This window comes from Halomonas sp. LS-001, assembly GCF_052983955.1.
Map to the genome: position 1 here is coordinate 797,932 of NZ_CM129816.1, position 15,286 is coordinate 813,217.

Genomic DNA, 15,286 nt, shown 5'->3' on the forward strand with positions numbered 1-15,286 from the left:
TGCGACAAGCGTTATGATACACAGCACGATTGATACATAAAATGTCAGCACGTCGAAACGTCAATCGTTGCTAGTCCGAGTGGCGCTGATAAAGCCTGGCGGTGGTGTCTCCGGCACGTGTTTCACGATAGAGAGACCAGTTGGAGGGCATGTCGGGAGTTAATGATGTTTCACATTCAAGGTAGATCATGGCATCGGCGCTGAGCCAGCCGTGTGTTTCCAGCATCTCGCAGCAGGGGGCCGCTAACCCCAGGTGAAAAGGTGGATCAAGAAATACCAGGTCAAAAGCCGAGCCGAGTTGTGACAGGCCGGGTTGTGAAAGAAAGGTACTGGCATCCGCCGTGAGTACCTGCCCGTGTTCCGCGCCCAAGGTGGCAAGGTTGGCAGTGATCTGGCTGGCCACGTCTCGGTCCTGCTCGATAAACACTATTTCACTGGCTCCCCGGGAAAGTGCCTCAATGCCCAGAGCGCCAGTGCCGGCAAAAAGATCAAGCCCTCGCTGGGCGAAGAGTGACTGGCCCAGCCAGTTGAACAGGGTCTCGCGCACTCGGTCAGGGGTTGGGCGCAATCCAGGCCTGTTTAACACTGGCAGCTGACGGCGACGGTAATCACCGCCGATAATACGCAGCTTGCCGCCTTGAGCGTGGCGCTGAGTGTTCGAAGACGAGGGTGAGGAGTGTTTTCTTTTCATGCCTGATCTTTTCATAGAGGGATTGTAACGGGCTGCGTATCCAAAGTCTTGATGTGCGGTGGTAGGATGGCAGTAATGTTCACCTTATTTTCGGATGATAACCATGTTCGGGTTTTTAAAACGTAAGAAAAAGCAGGATTCAACGGATCAGACGCCTCAGCAGGAAGCCGACAATCAGCATGAGGTGAATGAAGAGGAAGCCCCGACGGATGCGGCGGTGCCGGAGGAGAAGGCTCCTGGCGTTGAGGCAGAAAAAGACGCTACTCCAACGCCGCCGGAGCCGGAGCCGGAGCCGGAACCAGAGCCGGAACCGGAACCAGAGCCAGAGCCAGAGCCAGAGCCAGAGCCAGTCGCAGCTCCTCGCGTGGCGTTACAGGAAAAGCCTAAAGCCGCCGATAAGCAAGGCTGGTTTGCCCGCATCAAGGCTGGGCTCGGGAAAACCCGCGCCAACCTGACAGACGGCATTGCCGATCTTTTTCTGGGCAAGAAACAGATTGATGATGAGCTTCTGGAAGACCTGGAAACCCAGCTATTAATGGCAGACGTGGGCATCGAAGCCACCTCTGATATTATCGAGCGTCTGGAAGCCCGGGTGTCACGTAAAGAACTGAAAGACCCCGAAGCGCTTTATCGCGGTCTGCAGGAAGAGCTGTCGGCGATGCTTGAGCCGGTAGCCAAACCGTTGAATCTGGAGAAGGAGGGGAGTGGCCCCTTTGTTATTCTGGTGGTCGGTGTCAACGGCGTGGGCAAGACCACAACCATCGGCAAGCTGACGCAGCGTTTTCAGCGTGAAGGTAAAAGCGTCATGCTGGCAGCCGGTGACACCTTCCGCGCAGCAGCGGTGGAGCAGCTTAAAGTCTGGGGGGAGCGTAACAGCGTACCGGTGATTGCTCAGCACACGGGTGCAGATAGCGCGTCAGTCATTTATGATGCGGTAGCCGCTGCGAAATCTCGCGGTATTGATGTGCTTATCGCAGACACAGCAGGACGTTTGCATAATAAGGGCCATCTTATGGAAGAGTTGAAAAAGGTCCATCGAGTGATGACAAAAATTGATCAAAGCGCGCCGCATGAAGTCATGCTGGTGCTTGACGCCTGTACGGGTCAGAACGCCATTGCGCAGGCTAGTACGTTTAACGAAGCGGTGCCGGTCACCGGTATTACCCTGACAAAACTGGATGGTACCGCCAAAGGCGGGATTATTTTCGCACTGGCGAAACAGTTGGAAACGCCGATTCGGTTTATCGGTGTGGGTGAGGGGCTGGATGATCTGCGTCCGTTTGTGGCGGATGATTTTATCGGTGCCCTGTTTGACCGCCAAAGTGATGATGACCGAGCATGATCGACTTTGAAAATGTTGCCAAGCGCTATGGAGGGCGCTTTGAAGCGTTGGCACACCTGAATTTCCGTGTTGAACGTGGAGAAATGGTGTTCCTTACCGGACATTCAGGTGCCGGAAAAAGCTCGCTTCTGCGCCTCATCATGCGCCTTGAGAAACCCTCCCGTGGACGTGTCATTGTTGCCGGGCACGATCTTGCCAAACTGCACTCAAGCCTGGTGCCGTTTTATCGGCGTCAGATTGGGGTTGTCTTCCAGGATCACCAGCTGCTCTTTGACCGCTCGATCTTCAGCAACGTGGCGTTGCCTCTGGAAATACAGGGAATGGAGCCACGCGATACGGCCAAGCGTGTCAGAGCCGCCTTGGATAAGGTCGGTTTGCTGCACCGCGAAAAAGCCCTTCCGATTGAGCTTTCAGGCGGTGAGCAGCAACGTGTCGGTATTGCTCGTGCGGTGGTCAATAAACCCGCGCTACTGCTTGCTGATGAGCCAACCGGTAACCTTGATCCGCAGTTATCTGCCGATATCATGACGCTATTTGAAGACTTCAACCGCATCGGCACCACCGTCATGGTGGCTAGCCACGATCTCGCCCTGATCGCTCGCCTGCGTCACCGTATGCTGCGCCTCAGCGAAGGGCGCCTGATAGCCGATGAGGGGGTACAATGACATCTTCAGCTCCACCGCCCCAGCGACGTGGCGCGCGGACTCAGAAGTCCCGCTTCGCCAACCAGCTTGAATCCTGGAAGCTACACCACCGTGCCATGGCAACTGATAGCCTGCATCGCTTGCTGCACTACCCGCTGGGCAGCCTGCTGACAATGCTGGCCATTGCCATTGCGCTGATGCTGCCGGCCGGCCTCTGGCTGACCCTGGACAGTGTGCGTGGCCTTGATGCCGAGTTGACCCAAAGCGCGACAATGACGGTGTACCTTGATCAGGGTGTCGGGACATCCGAAGCCGAGCGTATCCATCAAGCCGTCATGGCGCAGCCTGACGTCAGTCAGACACGTCTGATCAGCCCGAAAGAAGGGCTGGATGAGCTTCAGCAATCTCTTGGTTTGGATAATACTCTGGTGGGGCTTGATGAAAACCCCTTGCCGGTCAGTATTGTGGTTCACCCTGGCGATGTCGCGCCCGACACCATGCAAGCGCTGGCGGAACATTTTACTGGCATGGCGGGAGTGGATGAGGTGCGCCTGGACCTGGCCTGGGTGGAACGCCTTCGCCAGATTACCCAGCTAGGAGATCGTCTGGCGCTCGGGTTGGGCGTGCTCTTCGGTCTGGGGGTTCTGTTGGTGGTGGGTAATACCATTCGTCTTGCCGTGGAAAGTCGTCGCCGTGAAATTGAAGTGGTTATGCTGATTGGCGCAACCCACGCCTTTGTGCGTCGACCCTTTTTATACAGTGGTGCCTGGTATGGTCTGGGCGGCGGTATCATTGCGCTGGTGCTGCTGGGGCTGGGAGGACAGTGGTTGTCATCACCGATCACTTCTCTGGCGCAGAGCTATGGGGCAGACTTTGCCATGCCTTCATTAGGTCTGGGTGGCTCTACAATTCTGCTGTCTTGCAGTACACTATTGGGCCTGATGGGTGCCTGGCTTGCCGTGTCACGTCATCTGGCCAGCATCAAACCCGAATAACGCCTGAGTAAACAGGCATTTTCCGGGTGGTGGTGCGTTATTGGCATTTTTTAAAAGTATTGCCTGAGTTTTTTACGTTAAACTTTTGTCGTTTGAATTTTTGTCATTTGAACTTGTGTCGTGAATGAAAGTCATAAGTTCCATAAGCCATAATGGTTATTCAAGGAGACCATCTGCACATGAGCAACAGTCTTCTACCGGTGGGTCAGCTGTCGCCAGGTCATGACCTGGGGGGTTACATCAAGGCGGTCAACGGTATCTCAGTACTGAGTGCCGAAGAAGAGCGCGATCTGGCGTTTCGTCTTTACGATGAAGGTGACCTTGAGGCAGCCCGTCGGCTGGTTCTCTCACATCTGCGTTTTGTCGTACACATTGCGCGCAGTTATTCCGGCTACGGATTGCCACAGGCCGACCTTATCCAGGAAGGTAATGTTGGCTTGATGAAGGCGGTCAAACGTTTTGATCCGCACCAGGGAGTTCGTCTGGTGTCCTTTGCGGTGCACTGGATCAAGGCGGAAATCCACGAGTTTGTGCTGCGTAATTGGCGTATTGTTAAAATCGCCACGACCAAAGCGCAGCGTAAACTGTTCTTCAATTTGCGTAGCGCCAAAAAGCGCCTTGCCTGGTTGAACAATGACGAAGTTAACGCCATCGCTCAGGACCTGGATGTAAAACCAGAAGTGGTCCGGGATATGGAAGGGCGTCTTTCGTCATTTGATGCAGGCTTTGATGCGTCGCCGAGCGAAGACGAGGACAGCGTATATCAAGCGCCGGTGCATTATCTTGACGATGACGCGTCTGACCCGGCAACGCAGCTTGAACACAGCGACTATGAGCAGAACTCTACCCATCTGTTGATGGGGGCGCTCGAAGGGCTGGATGAGCGTTCGCGCGATATTCTTCAGCGTCGTTGGCTGGCCGAAGACAAGGCAACGCTTCACGATCTGGCGGATGTATATGGCGTTAGTGCGGAGCGTATCCGTCAGCTTGAAAAGAATGCAATGAAAAAGCTGCGTGACAAAATGGGTGATTCGCTCGCCGCCTGATCGACCGTGATTGTTGGTTGTCTCGCTCCAGCATTCGGGTTGACGTAAATATAAAACCCCCAAGGCCAACGGCCTTGGGGGTTTTGCTTTGCGGCTGTGTTTTTCCGTGCGCTTACTTAATAGCATCCTGCGGTCGGTCGGTCGGTCAGGCCGAGGCGAGCGGCTCACGCAGAAGCGGGGCAGCCAGTAGTTCCCACTGGTCTGCCCAGTGCTCGGTAGGCAGACGCTTGAAGTCACTGCGCACATATTGCGCGATACGGCCTTCGGCCTGGGCCATCAGCAGGTTGGCGGTTGCCGTGGTGGTAATGGCGGATCGCCTTCCTTCGTTAATTTCGGCGTCGCGTAATACCTGTTTGAGTTGCAGCTCCAGCCGCTCGAACAGTTGATGAACACGTTGACGCAGGCGGGCTGTTTCGCCGGTCAGTACATCCCCGTGCATAACGCGGGCCAAGCCGGGATTCTTTTCGGCAAAGCCAAGTACCAGAGCGAGAATGTTGCCGCAGCGCCCCATTGCATCGGGAACGTCGTCCAGAATGCGTGTGATACGCGCAAACAGGCATTCCTCGATAAAGTCGATCAACCCTTCATACATGCGCGCCTTGCTTGGGAAGTGGCGATACAGAGCCGCCTCCGACACGCCGACCTGACGTGCCAGAGCCGCCGTCGTGATACGCTTGCCGCTATCCTCTTCAAGCATTAGTGCCAGCGCTTGCAGAATCTGCTGGCGACGATCTGTTTTTGAGGCACCACTCATGCGCTCTCTCCTTGCGCTAGCTGATATCGGTGATCAATGTTCCTACCCCGGCGTTGGTGAAGATTTCCAGCAAAACCGCGTGAGGCACACGGCCATCAATAATATGGGCGCTGTTCACGCCGCCTTTTACGGCGTCCAGGGCACAGCGGATTTTCGGTAGCATGCCACCATGAATGGTGCCGTCGGCAATCATGTCATCGACCTGGGCCGTGCTCAGCCCGGTGAGTACCTCGCCTTCGCCATTCATCAGGCCGGCCACATTGGTCAGCAGCATCAGTTTTTCTGCATTAAGCGCTTCGGCGATCTTACCTGCGACCAGATCCGCGTTGATGTTGTAGCTGCGCCCGTCTGCATCGACACCGATGGGGGCGATAACCGGAATAAAGTCGCGGGCGGCGAGCATTTCAATCAGGTCGGTGGAGATCGCTTCCACTTCGCCAACGTGACCAATATCAATGATTTCCGGCGCGGTCATTTCCGGGCTCTGGTGTTCCACCTTCAGCTGGCGGGCGCGAATCTGGGCGCCATCCTTGCCGGTCAGGCCAATGGCTTTGCCGCCGCTCTGGTTGATCAGGTTAACAATGCTTTTGTTCACCAGCCCGCCGAGTACCATTTCTACCACGTCCATGGTGCGTGCATCGGTCACGCGCATACCGTTAACAAAACGCGATTCGATGTTCAGCTTTGCCAGTAAATCGCCAATCTGTGGCCCGCCGCCGTGGACGACTACAGGGTTAATGCCGACCTCTTTCATCAAGACGATATTGCGTGCAAAGGAGTCAATCAGGGCGGTTTCTGTCATGGCGTTGCCGCCATATTTGACCACGACCGTTTTGCCGGAAAATTGCTGTATGTAAGGAAGTGCCTCTGAGAGGACTTCGACAACGACCTGGGGGTCGCGACTGGCGGATTGCATGGCGTTTCCCTTGCTGAAAATAGACGCTGGTTAACGGATTTTGCTGCCTGGTTATAACTATTCCTATGGCAATAACTATAACTATATGGAACTACGACTCGGACGGTAGCGACAGGTTGGGGTCTACCTGGCGTAAGGCTTCGCCAAAACTGGCCCGGATGCGTGCCAGTGCCTCGGCGTTCTTGCCTTCAAAACGCAAAACCAGCATTGGTGTGGTGTTGGAAGCACGACACAGGCCCCATCCATCCGGATAGTCAACACGGATGCCGTCAAGAGTGGTTTTGATACCTTCGCCGAAGTCGCCTTCGCGGGCAAGTTTCTCGACCAGGGCAAACTTGTTGTCATCCGTCACGGTAATGTTGATTTCCGGCGTGCCCATGTCCAGCGGAAAGCTGGCGAAGTAAGTGTCGGCGTCATTCGGCTGGCCAGCGAGAATTTCCAGCAGTCGGGCGGCGGCATACATGCCGTCGTCAAAACCGTACCAGCGTTCCTTGAAGAAAATATGTCCACTCATCTCGCCGGCCAGTTGGGCGCCGGTTTCTTTCATGCGCGCCTTGATCAGCGAGTGGCCTGTGCGCCACATTTCCGGTTCACCACCGGCTTTTTCAATCACCTGAATAAGATTGCCAGTACATTTGACATCAAAAATCACCTTTGCCCCGGCATTGCGCGTCAGCATGTCAGTGGCGAACGCCATCAGCAGGTGGTCCGGATAAATCAGTTTGCCGCTTGGGGTAATCACCCCCAGGCGGTCACCGTCACCGTCAAAGGCCAGGCCGATATCGGCCTGGGTCTCTTTGACTTTGGCAATCAGGTCCTTGAGGTTTTCCGGCTTGCCGGGGTCAGGGTGATGATTGGGGAAGGTGCCGTCGATCTCGGCAAACAGGGGGATAGTTTCAACGCCCAGGCGCTCGATTAACTGCGGGCCCATCTCACCGGCGACGCCATTGCCGCAGTCAACCACCGCTTTAATGGGGCGTTTGACGTTAATATCGCCGATGACCCGCTGCAGGTAAGTTTCACGAACGTCTTCTTCGCGCACCTCACCCTGGCCATGTTCCAGCTGACCCTCGACAATCCGTTGATAAAGGGCAGTAATCGCCTCGCCGGATAAGGTTTCACCCCCCAGTACAATTTTGAAGCCGTTGTAATCCGGTGGGTTATGGCTACCCGTGACCATGACGCCTGACGCTGTGCCTTCCAGAATATGGGTGGCGAAATACAGCACGGGGGTGGGTACCATGCCGATGTTAATGACATTTTGCCCGGCAGCAGTCAGGCCACGAATCAGTGCGCCTTGTAGGCGCTCACCAGAAAGGCGCCCGTCACGTGCGACAACCACCGTGGATTCTCCGCGCTGTGCGGCTTCACTGCCAATCGCCTGGCCGATCTGTTCGACGCCGGCTTCTGTCAGAGTGTCGTCAACAATGCCACGAATATCGTAGGCGCGAAAAATGGAGGCCGGAAGTGAGGTGGTTGCCATGTGATTTCCTGTCAGTTGATAAATAAAGTGGCTGAAGCATTCGCTGGCATCCTGTCTGAGTGATGTCGTGGATAAGAGGCGAACAGGTCTCGTTAGCGGCCCGTACTGCCAAAGCCACCAGCACCGCGTAGAGAATCATCGAACTGCTCGACGATCTGTAGCTGCGCCTGTACCACGGGCACCAGCACATACTGTGCCAGCCGCTCAAAGGGTTCTATGGTAAAGGTGTGCTGACCCCGGTTCCAGACTGAGATCATAAGCTCCCCCTGATAATCCGAATCAATCAGCCCGACCAGGTTACCCAGCACGATACCGTGTTTATGCCCTAACCCGGAACGCGGCAGAATCATGCCAGCCAGCTGGGGGGAGCCAATGTGCATGGCAAGCCCTGTGCGCACCAGTTCACAATCGCCGGGTGCAAGGGTCAGCGGGGCGTCCAGCAAGGCGTGCAGATCCATACCTGCCGAGCCTTGTGTGGCGTAGACGGGCAAGTAGTCACGCATGCGTTCATCGAGAATTCGACATTGCAGCAGCGGGGTGGAAGGAGTGTTATGCGTCGTCATGCGATTCTCTTGAAAGCGTGGTTGAACGGAGTCGTGAAAGTGTTAGCGCCCTTTGAATGATGGCATCTGCCAACTGTTGCTTGGATTGTGCTGGCTGGTGCTCACTGTCGGTGCCATCTTCGTTGCGCCATAACAGCCAGGCGGCATTGTCATCACTGCCAAAGCCTAACCCTGATGCGGATACATCATTGGCAACAATCATGTCCAGGCCTTTGCGTGAAAGCTTGTCGCGGGCGTAGTGCTCGACATCACGGGTTTCTGCCGCAAATCCCACCATCAGCGGGCGGGATGATGCTGGGAGAGCGGCGACGCGGGCGATAATGTCGGGGTTTTTGATCAGCGTCAGCGTCAGCGTATCGCTGTCGTCGCTTTTCTTGATCTTGTGCTCCGCCGGGGTTTCCAGGCGGTAATCCGCCACGGCGGCGCAGCCAATAAACAGGTCGGCCTGGGGAGCCAGGCGCTGCGCGACGGCATCCATTTCACTGGCGGTCTCGATATCAATGCGCTCAACCTGATCAGGCGTTGCCAGATTCACCGGGCCGCTGATCAGGGTTACTCTGGCGCCCTGGCGAACGGCAGCAGCGGCCAGGGCATAGCCCATCTTCCCCGAGCTATGGTTGGAGAGGTAGCGCACCGGGTCGAGCGGTTCACGTGTGGGGCCAGCGGTAATCACGATGTGTTTGGCATCTTTCGCTGGTGCTGTTGATGCTTCCGGTGGGTGCAGGTGGCGAATGATCACGTCGCTGATGGCGTCAGGTTCGCTCATGCGGCCAAACCCTGTATCGCCACAGGCCTGCTCACCCGCGGCTGGGCCAATCATTTGCCAGCCGTCTTCAATTAGCCGGTTGAGGTTGCGCTGAGTTGCAACGTGGCCCCACATCGCCTGATTCATGGCCGGAGCCATCCATCGCGGTGCGTTACTTGCCAGACACAGGGTCGTTAACAGGTCATCGGCCATCCCTTGAGCCAGGCGCGCCATCAGGTCGGCGGTGGCTGGGGCGATCAGCAGTACATCTGCCCAACGGGCCAGCTCAATGTGTCCCATCCCTGCCTCGGCCTGAGTATCCAGCAGCGACGTGCGCACTTCCTCGCCGGAAAGCGCCTGAAGCGTCATGGGTGTGATGAAAGCCTGTGCACCCTGGGTCATCACCACGCGTACGTCGCAGCCTGCCTGTTTAAGCAGGCGGATAATCATGGTGCTTTTATAAGCCGCGATGCCACCACTAACGCCGAGCAGTACCCGCTTACCTGTCAATCTAGCCATGCCGATATTACCCATGGATGTAAAAGGCCTAACCTTACCACTGGCGCCGATGCTTTGGCATGTCTAAGCTTAAGTGTTAACGGATTAACGACGACTCACACTGATTGGCATAGGGTGCCACTGGGCAGGGATGCAGATGGGAATAAATCATTGGCCGGAAGGCGAGCGGCCGCGTGAAAAGCTATTAACGCTTGGGGCTCAGACGTTATCGGACGCTGAGTTATTGGCAATTTTCTTGCGAGTGGGGGTGAAAGGCCGCTCGGCGGTGGACCTGGCAAGGGATTTATTGGTCAGCTTTGGTGGGCTGCGGCCCCTGATGGAGGCAGAACAGCGAGATTTCTGTGCCGCCAAAGGCCTGGGCAGCGCGAAATATGCGCAGCTTCAAGCCACGCTGGAGTTATCCCGTCGTCACCTGGCCAGTCAGTTGGCCAGGGGAGACGCACTGACATCACCGGCGCTGGTGCGTCATTATCTGAGTTCCCAGCTGCGGCATCTCGGGCATGAAGAATTTGCCGTGTTATTTCTGGACACTCAACACCGGATTATCCGTTATGAATCCCTGTTTCGCGGTACCCTCGATAGCGCCTCGGTCTACCCAAGAGAAGTCGCCAAACGAGCGCTGGAGCTGGGAGCGGGCGCGTTGATTCTTGCACATAACCACCCGTCCGGGGTCGCAGAGCCGAGTGATGCAGACCGGCGTATTACACAACGTCTGAAAGAAGCAGTGGGCCTTTTTGATATTCGTGTACTCGATCATTTCGTGGTAGGTGATGGCGATGTGGTCTCCTTTGCCGAGCGTGGCTGGATATAACCGCCAAGTTGTGGGATGATACGCGCCCTTTAAAGGTTCGAACTGATGTTCTCGGTGAGATGTTTTCGGTGAATAACCGATGCCAAACAGTTTGCCTGCCTTTAAACCTCGTATTTCCAGTTATATCTTCTGGATGGCGTAGGAAATCAAGCCAGACACCGAAGAAGCCCACAAGGCGTCTTTATGTCTTTTCTGGCGGTTTTTCTTGCTGTCTGGGAAGTCTTCTGGTATAAAATGCCACCTTTGAACTTGGGTTGAATAACGGGCTTGGGAAATATCGGGCGACTTTTATCGCGCCAATGGCTTCCCTGCTCCGGTTTGCCCGACAGTTTTGAACAACTCGCCAAGCGGTTGGAGGCTATCATGTCCAAAGTATGTCAGGTTACCGGCAAGCGCCCGGTATCCGGTAACAATGTATCTCACTCCCAGCGTAAGACGCGTCGTCGCTTCTTGCCGAACCTGCACACCCATCGTTTCTGGGTTGAATCGCAAAACCGCTTCGTCAAGCTGCGTGTTTCCTCCAAGGGCATGCGCATCATCGACAAGAAGGGTATTGAGACGGTTCTGGCTGATATCCGCAAACGCGGCGAAGCCATCTAAGACTTATATTGGGAGAGCAAGACCATGCGCGATAAGATCAAGCTGGTGTCCAGTGCCGGAACAGGCCATTTCTACACCACTGATAAGAACAAGCGTAACACGCCGGATAAGTTCGAATTCAAGAAGTACGATCCGGTCGTTCGCAAGCACGTGATCTACAAGGAAGCCAAGATCAAGTAAGCCTCTGGCGCGCTGATCGGCTTTCACCGCAGGCGAGTTTGCCTGTCAAAAACCCGGCTAATGGCCGGGTTTTTGCATATGGGTCGACTTTGTCTATCGTTCAGTAAAATGCATTCCGTGTCAGCGTAAGACATTCAAGTGTAATGGTTGGCGACGAAAATCATGCCAGAATTACCCGAGGTTGAAACCACGCGAAAGGGCATTGCGCCTTACGTGGAACATCAGGAAATCAGTGAAGTCATTGTGCGCAATGCCCGGTTGCGCGTGCCGGTACCCGAAAATCTGGCCGATGAACTGGTGGGAAAACAGTTTGGCGACCTGCGTCGTCGCGCCAAGTACCTGCTGCTGCCGTTAGAGGTAAAAGCACCTGAGCGCACGCTGATGTGGCATCTTGGGATGTCGGGCAGCTTGCGCATTGCCCGGATCGGAGATTTGCCTAAAAAGCACGACCATGTTGATCTGGTTTTCACGAATGGCCATATATTGCGTTATCACGATCCGCGCCGTTTTGGTTTTGTGGATTGGCTGGACAGAGATGAGCAAGCGGATAAGCGCCTCGCTCGCCTGGGGCCTGAACCGTTGTCAGATGCTTTTACCGGTCAGCGCCTTTATCGCCTTTCACGTGGCAAACGTGTCGCGGTTAAGCCTTTTCTGATGGATAATCAGATGGTAGTTGGCGTAGGTAACATCTACGCAACCGAAGCCTTGTTTATGGCCGGTATCGACCCCCGGCGAGAGGCAGGAAGAATATCGCTGGCACGCTATCAGCGGCTGGTAGATGCCGCACGGGAAGTGCTGGCAGCGGCCATTACGCAGGGAGGAACGACGCTGCGTGATTTTGTCAGTGGTCAAGGGGAGCCGGGGTATTTTGCCCAGCGCCTCAATGTTTATGGCCGCCATGGCCAGCCGTGTCGGCGCTGTGGTGGAGAGTTAAAACGCATTACACTCGGGCAGCGCGCTAGCGTTTACTGTCCGAGGTGTCAGCGTTAGCCAATATCTGGAGAACTGTGTGACTCAACGCCTGAGATTGAACAAAAATGCGGATCGCCGCCTGAAAGCGGGTCATTTGTGGATTTACTCCAACGAAGTCGATATCAAGGAAACGCCGCTCAAGAACTTTGCCGGGGGTGAAACCGCGATTGTTGAAGAATCCAATGGCAGAGCATTGGCCGTGGCTTATGTGAATCCGCATTCGTTGATCTGTGCGCGGGTGATGTCCCGTGATCCTTCCATACGTCTCGACCGTTCGCTGTTTGTGCATCGTTTCAATCAGGCCCTGGCGCTGCGTGAGCGACTCTTTGATAAGCCGTTTTACCGCCTGGTGCATGGTGAAGGCGATTTGCTACCTGGCCTGGTGGTTGACCGTTTCGGCGATATTCTGGTGGTTCAGCTTAATACCGCCGGTATGCAGGCGATGAGCGAAGAAATTGTCGATGCGCTGGAAAAGGTCATTAAACCCAGTGCCATTGTCTTTCGCAACGATACCGGCGGTCGCCGCCAGGAAGGCCTTGAATCTCAGGTTGAAGTCGTCAAGGGCGAACTTCCAGACGAAATCGTCATTGAAGAAAATGGCGTCCATTTCGTCGTCCCCGTGCTGAATGGTCAGAAAACGGGCTGGTTCTTTGACCACCGTTCCAACCGTGAATGGCTCAACCGTCAGGTGGCTGGAAAGCGCGTGCTGGATGTCTTCAGCTATGTGGGTGGCTGGGGCGTACAGGCTGCGGCCAATGGTGCCAGTGAAGTGCTGTGTATTGATTCATCCGGCCCGGCATTAGAGCAGGTGGCACGTAATGCCGAGCTGAACGGTGTGCAAGAGCAGGTCGCGATCGGCGAGGCAGATGCCTTTGAAGCGCTGGCCGCACTCAAGGCCGATGGCGAGCAGTTTGATGTGGTGATCCTGGACCCACCGGCGTTTATCAAGAAGCGCAAGGATATTCCCAACGGTGAGCGTGCCTACTCGCGCCTGAATCGGGAAGCCATGCGTCTGCTGGGGCGTGATGGGCTGCTGTTATCCGCCTCATGTTCCATGCATCTGGCGCCCGAACGTCTGATGGACGTCGTGCGTGGTTCTGTCCGTCATCAGGATCGCCACGGGCAGGTGATTTTCCAGGGGCACCAGGGAGGCGACCACCCCGTGCATCCGGCGATTGCGGAAACGGCTTATCTGAAAGCCCTGGGTGTGCGTATTTTCCGCGACTGATTCGCTTAAACGATGGCTATTTCATGGCTATCTCAAGGAGCGTGGCGTCAGTAACGCCATAAAAACAACAATGACTGACAGCGATCTTCGTCATGCCCGCAAACCGTCCTCGAACGCTGGCTGACTTGCAGCGTTGGCGACGTATGCGCGCCAAACGCCGTTGGTATAAGCGCAGTTTCCGTCTGCAGGTGATGCTGCTGGTGGGGTTGTTGCTGGCGGGAATGCTGCTGGCACAAGGCGCTTACCTGAACTATCGCCTGGCTGAGACCGTCACGCACCAAATGGGCGAGCGGGCATTAGCGGTCGCCAGGACGGTGGCTGCAATGCCTGAGGTCATCAATGCGTTTGCAACGCCCGAGCCCGCCAGAATCATTCAGCCGCTTGCCGAGCAGGTTCGCCAGCAAACCGGGGCGCGCTATGTGGTTGTGGGCAACACCCAGACCGTGCGTTATTCACACCCGATTGCTGAGCGTATCGGGCAGCGGATGGTCGGGGGCGATAACGAACAGGCGCTGGTGCACGGGCAATCCTATGTCTCCGAAGCCACAGGCACATTGGGCACCGCCATGCGCGGTAAAACGCCCATCCGGGATGCACAGGGCAACATCATCGGCGTCGTCTCGGTAGGCTTCATGCTGGAACGGGTCGACATGGACGCCGCTCGCTATACCAGCCTTGGCTGGATGTTGGTTGCACTGATGATCTTGCTTGGCTTTGCCGGCGCGTTCTGGCTGTCACAACATCTTAAAAAGGTCATTCTGGGGTTGGAACCTTACGAGATCGCCCGTCTGGCAATGGAGAAAGAGGCGATTCTGCAGTCAATCCATGAAGGGGTGTTGGCGGTTAACCGGGATGGAAACATCACCCTGGTCAATCAGCAGGCCCGGCGTTTCCTGGGGCTGCCCGACGAGCATGTATTGCTGGGGCAGCCAATCCGTGAGGTGGTACCTAACTCGCGCTTGGTGGAAGTGCTCAAGCGCGGTGAGCAGCAGTTTGATCAGGAAATGTGGCTTGGCGATCATCCCGTGGTGGCCAACCGCGTGCCCATCCTGCATGAAGGCGAGATAGAAGGCGCGGTAGCCACGTTTCGTAGCCGCCGGGAAATCGTTGACCTATCCCAGGCGCTGACCCAGGCGAGCCGCGATGTCGACATGTTGCGCGCCCAGGCGCATGAGTTTTCCAATAAACTTTACACGATTTCCGGCCTTTTACAGCTGGAGCGCATTGACGAAGCGCTGGCGCTGATCCATCACGAAACCGAGCGTGCTCAGGCGCAGATGAGCTTTTTGATGCGCCATGTCGCCGACGCGGTGCTCAGCGGTACCTTGTTGGGTAAATTAACGCGCGCCCGAGAGCTGGGCGTGGCGCTGGAAATTGACGAACACAGCTCGCTTTCCTGCTCACTGACCGTTACCGGACAGGAAGTGATGATGAGTATTGTCGGTAACCTGTTGGATAATGCCTGCCACGCGGCGCTTAACGGGCCAAACCGCGATACGCCAAAAGTACGCCTGTTCTTTACCGATCTGGGAGAGCAGCTGTTAATTGAAGTGGAAGATAATGGGCCTGGCGTGCCTGATGAGCTTACCAAAGCGATCTTTCAGGAAGGATTTTCTACTAAAACCGGCAAGCATAGTGGCATTGGTTTAGCGCTGGTTGCGCGGTTGTGTCGTCAGCACGGAGGCGAAGTGACACTGGAAGAGGGAGAGTTGGGCGGCGCGTGTTTTCTCGCCGTACTGGATCGTTCGCTGTGCGCGAGTTCAGCCACGACGCTCGCCTCATAACAATAATGTCAGG

16 protein-coding genes are annotated in these 15,286 nt (G+C 55.8%); 10 read left to right on the plus strand and 6 right to left on the minus strand.

All coding sequences use genetic code 11. The features are described 5' to 3' along the window. Nucleotides 1-70: 70 nt before the first annotated feature. Nucleotides 71-691: a 16S rRNA (guanine(966)-N(2))-methyltransferase RsmD gene (rsmD, locus tag ACU6TU_RS03460; RefSeq protein WP_447143192.1), complete on the minus strand. Its 621-nt coding sequence runs from the start codon at nucleotides 689-691 to the stop codon at nucleotides 71-73. Between the two features lie 103 nt (nucleotides 692-794). Here rsmD and ftsY point away from each other — a divergent pair, with 103 nt between their 5' ends. The 4 genes from ftsY (at nucleotide 795) to rpoH (ending at nucleotide 4,718) form a co-directional block, all read left to right on the plus strand. Continuing rightward, nucleotides 795-2,033, plus strand: coding sequence for a signal recognition particle-docking protein FtsY (gene ftsY, locus ACU6TU_RS03465; protein ID WP_447143193.1), 1,239 nt, complete (start codon nucleotides 795-797; stop codon nucleotides 2,031-2,033). Continuing rightward, entirely contained in the window at nucleotides 2,030-2,698 is a 669-nt protein-coding gene (gene ftsE / locus ACU6TU_RS03470; protein WP_447143194.1) for a cell division ATP-binding protein FtsE, read from the plus strand. Before ftsY ends, ftsE begins: the two co-directional genes overlap by 4 nt. Next, a complete protein-coding gene (gene ftsX / locus ACU6TU_RS03475) occupies nucleotides 2,695-3,672 on the plus strand; it encodes a permease-like cell division protein FtsX (protein WP_447143195.1) in 978 nt (325 codons plus the stop codon). Before ftsE ends, ftsX begins: the two co-directional genes overlap by 4 nt. A 179-nt stretch (nucleotides 3,673-3,851) precedes the next feature. After that, the gene (gene rpoH / locus ACU6TU_RS03480) at nucleotides 3,852-4,718 is read left to right on the plus strand and encodes an RNA polymerase sigma factor RpoH (RefSeq protein WP_447143196.1); all 867 of its coding nucleotides are present in this window, start codon (nucleotides 3,852-3,854) and stop codon (nucleotides 4,716-4,718) included. 145 nt (nucleotides 4,719-4,863) lie between these two features. Here rpoH and slmA read toward each other — a convergent pair whose 3' ends face one another. The 5 genes from slmA to coaBC all read right to left on the minus strand — a co-directional run bounded on the left by slmA (nucleotide 4,864) and on the right by coaBC (nucleotide 9,698). Further along, entirely contained in the window at nucleotides 4,864-5,472 is a 609-nt protein-coding gene (gene slmA / locus ACU6TU_RS03485) for a nucleoid occlusion factor SlmA (RefSeq protein WP_447143197.1), read from the minus strand. A gap of 16 nt (nucleotides 5,473-5,488) precedes the next feature. After that, nucleotides 5,489-6,388: an acetylglutamate kinase gene (gene argB / locus ACU6TU_RS03490; protein WP_447143198.1), complete on the minus strand. Its 900-nt coding sequence runs from the start codon at nucleotides 6,386-6,388 to the stop codon at nucleotides 5,489-5,491. A 91-nt stretch (nucleotides 6,389-6,479) separates the two neighbouring features. Next, nucleotides 6,480-7,871, minus strand: coding sequence for a phosphomannomutase/phosphoglucomutase (locus tag ACU6TU_RS03495; protein ID WP_447143199.1), 1,392 nt, complete (start codon nucleotides 7,869-7,871; stop codon nucleotides 6,480-6,482). Between the two features lie 92 nt (nucleotides 7,872-7,963). Beyond that, entirely contained in the window at nucleotides 7,964-8,434 is a 471-nt protein-coding gene (dut, locus tag ACU6TU_RS03500) for a dUTP diphosphatase (RefSeq protein ID WP_447143200.1), read from the minus strand. Further along, complete coding sequence (gene coaBC, locus ACU6TU_RS03505; RefSeq protein WP_447143201.1) at nucleotides 8,421-9,698, minus strand: bifunctional phosphopantothenoylcysteine decarboxylase/phosphopantothenate--cysteine ligase CoaBC; 1,278 nt, start codon at nucleotides 9,696-9,698, stop codon at nucleotides 8,421-8,423. Before coaBC ends, dut begins: the two co-directional genes overlap by 14 nt. Nucleotides 9,699-9,834: 136 nt before the next feature. Between coaBC and radC the strand changes: the two genes are divergently transcribed. The 6 genes from radC (at nucleotide 9,835) to ACU6TU_RS03535 (ending at nucleotide 15,273) form a co-directional block, all read left to right on the plus strand. Next, complete coding sequence (gene radC / locus ACU6TU_RS03510) at nucleotides 9,835-10,509, plus strand: RadC family protein (protein WP_447143202.1); 675 nt, start codon at nucleotides 9,835-9,837, stop codon at nucleotides 10,507-10,509. Nucleotides 10,510-10,872: 363 nt separating this feature from the next. Beyond that, nucleotides 10,873-11,109 carry a 50S ribosomal protein L28 gene (gene rpmB, locus ACU6TU_RS03515; protein ID WP_447143203.1) on the plus strand — a complete coding sequence of 79 codons (237 nt, stop codon included), beginning with the start codon at nucleotides 10,873-10,875 and terminating at the stop codon, nucleotides 11,107-11,109. Between the two features lie 24 nt (nucleotides 11,110-11,133). Next, nucleotides 11,134-11,289 (plus strand): 50S ribosomal protein L33, encoded by a 156-nt coding sequence (gene rpmG / locus ACU6TU_RS03520; RefSeq protein ID WP_009098622.1) that lies wholly within the window; start codon nucleotides 11,134-11,136, stop codon nucleotides 11,287-11,289. A 162-nt stretch (nucleotides 11,290-11,451) separates the two neighbouring features. Next, the gene (mutM, locus tag ACU6TU_RS03525; RefSeq protein WP_447143204.1) at nucleotides 11,452-12,279 is read left to right on the plus strand and encodes a bifunctional DNA-formamidopyrimidine glycosylase/DNA-(apurinic or apyrimidinic site) lyase; all 828 of its coding nucleotides are present in this window, start codon (nucleotides 11,452-11,454) and stop codon (nucleotides 12,277-12,279) included. A gap of 19 nt (nucleotides 12,280-12,298) precedes the next feature. Next, on the plus strand, nucleotides 12,299-13,489 hold the full coding sequence (locus ACU6TU_RS03530) for a class I SAM-dependent rRNA methyltransferase (protein WP_447143205.1): 1,191 nt from the start codon (nucleotides 12,299-12,301) through the stop codon (nucleotides 13,487-13,489). A gap of 92 nt (nucleotides 13,490-13,581) precedes the next feature. Further along, nucleotides 13,582-15,273 (plus strand): ATP-binding protein, encoded by a 1,692-nt coding sequence (locus ACU6TU_RS03535; RefSeq protein ID WP_447143206.1) that lies wholly within the window; start codon nucleotides 13,582-13,584, stop codon nucleotides 15,271-15,273. Nucleotides 15,274-15,286: the final 13 nt, after the last annotated feature.

What these genes read in the sequence shown, in the direction of transcription:
- rsmD (WP_447143192.1), bottom strand. Translation starts at nt 691, where the DNA reads ATGAAAAGAAAACACTCCTCACCCTCGTCTTCGAACACTCAGCGCCAC.
- ftsY (WP_447143193.1), top strand. Translation starts at nt 795, where the DNA reads ATGTTCGGGTTTTTAAAACGTAAGAAAAAGCAGGATTCAACGGATCAG.
- ftsE (WP_447143194.1), top strand. Translation starts at nt 2,030, where the DNA reads ATGATCGACTTTGAAAATGTTGCCAAGCGCTATGGAGGGCGCTTTGAA.
- ftsX (WP_447143195.1), top strand. Translation starts at nt 2,695, where the DNA reads ATGACATCTTCAGCTCCACCGCCCCAGCGACGTGGCGCGCGGACTCAG.
- rpoH (WP_447143196.1), top strand. Translation starts at nt 3,852, where the DNA reads ATGAGCAACAGTCTTCTACCGGTGGGTCAGCTGTCGCCAGGTCATGAC.
- slmA (WP_447143197.1), bottom strand. Translation starts at nt 5,472, where the DNA reads ATGAGTGGTGCCTCAAAAACAGATCGTCGCCAGCAGATTCTGCAAGCG.
- argB (WP_447143198.1), bottom strand. Translation starts at nt 6,388, where the DNA reads ATGCAATCCGCCAGTCGCGACCCCCAGGTCGTTGTCGAAGTCCTCTCA.
- ACU6TU_RS03495 (WP_447143199.1), bottom strand. Translation starts at nt 7,871, where the DNA reads ATGGCAACCACCTCACTTCCGGCCTCCATTTTTCGCGCCTACGATATT.
- dut (WP_447143200.1), bottom strand. Translation starts at nt 8,434, where the DNA reads ATGACGACGCATAACACTCCTTCCACCCCGCTGCTGCAATGTCGAATT.
- coaBC (WP_447143201.1), bottom strand. Translation starts at nt 9,698, where the DNA reads ATGGCTAGATTGACAGGTAAGCGGGTACTGCTCGGCGTTAGTGGTGGC.
- radC (WP_447143202.1), top strand. Translation starts at nt 9,835, where the DNA reads ATGGGAATAAATCATTGGCCGGAAGGCGAGCGGCCGCGTGAAAAGCTA.
- rpmB (WP_447143203.1), top strand. Translation starts at nt 10,873, where the DNA reads ATGTCCAAAGTATGTCAGGTTACCGGCAAGCGCCCGGTATCCGGTAAC.
- rpmG (WP_009098622.1), top strand. Translation starts at nt 11,134, where the DNA reads ATGCGCGATAAGATCAAGCTGGTGTCCAGTGCCGGAACAGGCCATTTC.
- mutM (WP_447143204.1), top strand. Translation starts at nt 11,452, where the DNA reads ATGCCAGAATTACCCGAGGTTGAAACCACGCGAAAGGGCATTGCGCCT.
- ACU6TU_RS03535 (WP_447143206.1), top strand. Translation starts at nt 13,582, where the DNA reads ATGCCCGCAAACCGTCCTCGAACGCTGGCTGACTTGCAGCGTTGGCGA.